Origin of the sequence: Nonomuraea turkmeniaca (assembly GCF_005889735.1) — a bacterium.
Classification (GTDB): domain Bacteria; phylum Actinomycetota; class Actinomycetes; order Streptosporangiales; family Streptosporangiaceae; genus Nonomuraea; species Nonomuraea turkmeniaca.
Genome location: NZ_VCKY01000468.1, coordinates 1 through 2,821, shown reverse-complemented (window position 1 = coordinate 2,821; position 2,821 = coordinate 1). Strand labels below are relative to the sequence as shown.

Sequence of the window (2,821 nt, the reverse complement as noted above, 5' to 3'; positions counted from 1 at the left end):
CCGTCAAGATCACCCCCACTGAGGGCAGCGCCAAGGTCAGCCCCGACAAGAAGATCGTCGTCACCGCCGCCGGCGGCGCCCTCGAGGACGTCACCGTCGCCGCCGGCGACGAGCAGATCGAGGGCCGCTACAACGCCGACAAGACCCGCTGGGTCTCCAAAACCCCGCTCAAGCCCTCCACCGACTACGCCGTCACCGCCAAGGCCGGCGCCACTACCGCCACCAGCGCCTTCCGCACGGCCAAACCCCAGCGCGCCCTGCAGATCATCGACGTGACCCCCAACGCCAAGGGCGAGACCCTCGGCGTCGGCGCCCCCATCATCGTCACCTTCAACCAGCCGGTCGCCAGCAAGGCCACCATCGAACGCGCCCTCGAGGTCGACGCCGAAAAACCCGTCGAAGGCGCCTGGCGCTGGGTCGACGACACCAAGGCCATCTACCGCACCGCCAAATACTGGCCCGCCCACCAGAAGGTGAAGTTCAACGCCCGCATCACCGGCATCAAGGGCGGCAAGGGCCTGTACGGCACCAAGGACTACACCGCCACCCTCAAGATCGGCGCCAAGCAGATCAGCAAGGTCGACACCCGCACCAAGCGCATGTACGTCTACCAGGACGGCAAACGCGTGCAGACCATGCGCATCAGCGCCGGCATGGCCACCACCCGCGAATACACCACCACCTCCGGCGTCCACCTCACCATGGAACGCGGCAACCCCGTCCGCATGATCTCCCCCGGCCGCAAAAAGGGCGACCCCGGCTACTACGACGTGATGATCAATCACGCCGTCCGCATCTCCAACTCCGGCGAGTACGTCCACGCCAAGAACAACGTCTGGGCCCAAGGCGTGCGCAACGTCAGCCACGGCTGCATCAACGCCCGCCCCGACCAGGCCAAATGGTTCTTCGACAACGTCCAGCGCGGCGACGTCGTCACCATCGTCGGCACCAACCGCGAACTGGAGTGGAACAACGGCTGGGGCTATTGGCAGATGTCGTTCAAGGAGTGGAAGAAGGGCAGCGCCCTGAACGGCAAGGCCTGACCCGCGCCATGGACGGTGGGCAACGGCGAGCCAGAACCGAGGCGGATGCCTGAGGCCCTTCCCCGTCCGGCCACACAATATCGAGACCTGGGGCAACGGCACCTACTTCTCCTCGTGGGGGCCGTCAACGGCGCGGGCTTGAGCGCCCCCCACGCCGAGGAAGTCTCGCGCGAGGCGGTGCGGTTGCTCCGCCGGGCGCTGACTCGTAGACCGAGAGCCAATAGCGTCAGGGCATGCGGCTCCCTCTCCGGGACGAGACGGCCGCACACATGACCCCGGCCGACAAGCTCTACAGTGGCGGCGTGGACATCCGCGAAGGAACAACCGACGACATCCCCGCCGTCCTGGCCATGTTCGACGGCGCCGTCGCCTGGCTGACGGCCCAAGGACGCACCGGCCAGTGGGGCAGCCGTCCCTTCACCGGCGACCCCCGCCGCACCCAGCAGATCACCGGCTGGGCCGCCGGCGGCGGCATGCGCATCGCCGACATCGGCGGCGCCCCCGCCGGTTGCGTCGTCGTCGGCCCCGCCCACGACTACGTCACCCCCGCCGCCGAACCCGAGCTCTACATCCAAGCCCTGGTCACCGACCGCCGCTACGCCGGCCGCCAGGTCGGGCGCACCCTGTTGGACTGGGCCGCGCAGCACGCCCGCACCGGCGGCCTGGCCCTGCTGCGCGTCGACTGCTACGCCGGCGACGACGGCCGCCTCGTCGCCTTCTACGAAAGCTGCGGCTTCACCCGCGCCGAACCCTTCACCGTGGGGGAGTGGCCCGGCATGCTCCTGCACCGCCGCCTGTGACCCCTCCGCCACGTGGCAGCGCGGAGACACCCTGATCGGTGTGACCGAACCGAAGATGACAAGCCCCGGCGGGCATCGGCGGCTGCACGGTGGCCTGCGTCAGTCCGCAATGGCTGGTACGGATCCACTGACGTCGAAAGGGTCTGCGCCGCGGTGTCCTTCGCCTGCCTTCCTGCCGCATCCCTGCCAGGCGCGTGCGGGTGCCTTCATGCGCTGACGAAGGTGGTGCCGATGTCTGCCATCCGCTCGACGGCGAAGGCCGGGTCCAGCAGTGCCTCGGGGGTATGGATGCCGCGCGGCACGGGTTCGCCGCGCAGACCGAGCAGGCGTTCCACACCGAGGGCGACGCCGAGTGCGGCCAAGGGACGCTGACCCGCGGAGGTGCACGAGGTAGCGGCTCGTGCTGAGCGGCTCACCCGCCGGCCCGGTTCCCTCGAGGTCGATGCGGACCTCGGTCGAGGCCGATGCGCCGCGCCGTCTGCTCGCGGATTCACCGACCGCGAAGCCGCCACCGCGCTGACCGACCTGATCATGAGCAGCCTCGACCCCCGAACAGGTCCGTGATGCAGGCACCAGATCGCACGGCGGACGCACACCGGAGGCGGCCGGCAGGCCCGTTCCCGCGTTCTCGCGACCACGGCACGGAGAGAACAGCCCATTACCCGAAAAGACGGCAAAGCTGCGGACATCTGCCTAGCACGTCACCGCGGCGGCCCGCTCTCACGCAGCAGCGGATGCGACCGCATCGCCACCTCCAACTCGCCCGGCAACTCATCACGGTAACGCCCCAGCGTCGACAGATCACTGTGCCCCAGCACCCGCCGCACCGCGTCCATGTCCACCGCATCGGCCAGCAAATGCGTCGCCGTCGTGTGCCGCAACCCGTGCGGCGTCACCGACCGCCGCTGATCCGGATCCACCCGCGCCTGCACCCGGTCGATCACCGCCTGCACGTCCCCACGCGCCAGCCTCCGCCCC

General features: G+C 69.4%; 4 protein-coding genes. 2 read left to right on the top strand and 2 right to left on the bottom strand.

Going from position 1 to position 2,821, the window contains the following annotated elements:
- Both ETD86_RS53685 and ETD86_RS53680 read left to right on the top strand, forming a co-directional pair.
- Positions 1-1,043, top strand: a 1,043-nt coding sequence (locus tag ETD86_RS53685) for a L,D-transpeptidase (protein WP_138674283.1), incomplete at its 5' end; no start/stop codon positions are given.
- A gap of 233 nt (positions 1,044-1,276) precedes the next feature.
- Positions 1,277-1,843: a GNAT family N-acetyltransferase gene (locus ETD86_RS53680; protein ID WP_246149525.1), complete on the top strand. Its 567-nt coding sequence runs from the start codon at positions 1,277-1,279 to the stop codon at positions 1,841-1,843.
- 206 nt (positions 1,844-2,049) lie between these two features.
- Here ETD86_RS53680 and ETD86_RS57750 read toward each other — a convergent pair whose 3' ends face one another.
- Both ETD86_RS57750 and ETD86_RS53670 read right to left on the bottom strand, forming a co-directional pair.
- Positions 2,050-2,205 carry a hypothetical protein gene (locus ETD86_RS57750; protein ID WP_211370924.1) on the bottom strand — a complete coding sequence of 52 codons (156 nt, stop codon included), beginning with the start codon at positions 2,203-2,205 and terminating at the stop codon, positions 2,050-2,052.
- Between the two features lie 339 nt (positions 2,206-2,544).
- Positions 2,545-2,821, bottom strand: a 277-nt coding sequence (locus ETD86_RS53670; protein WP_170223806.1) for a tyrosine-type recombinase/integrase, incomplete at its 5' end; no start/stop codon positions are given.

Bases quoted from the DNA above. Each gene is read 5' to 3' on its own strand.
- ETD86_RS53680 (WP_246149525.1), top strand. From the start codon at position 1,277: ATGCGGCTCCCTCTCCGGGACGAGACGGCCGCACACATGACCCCGGCC.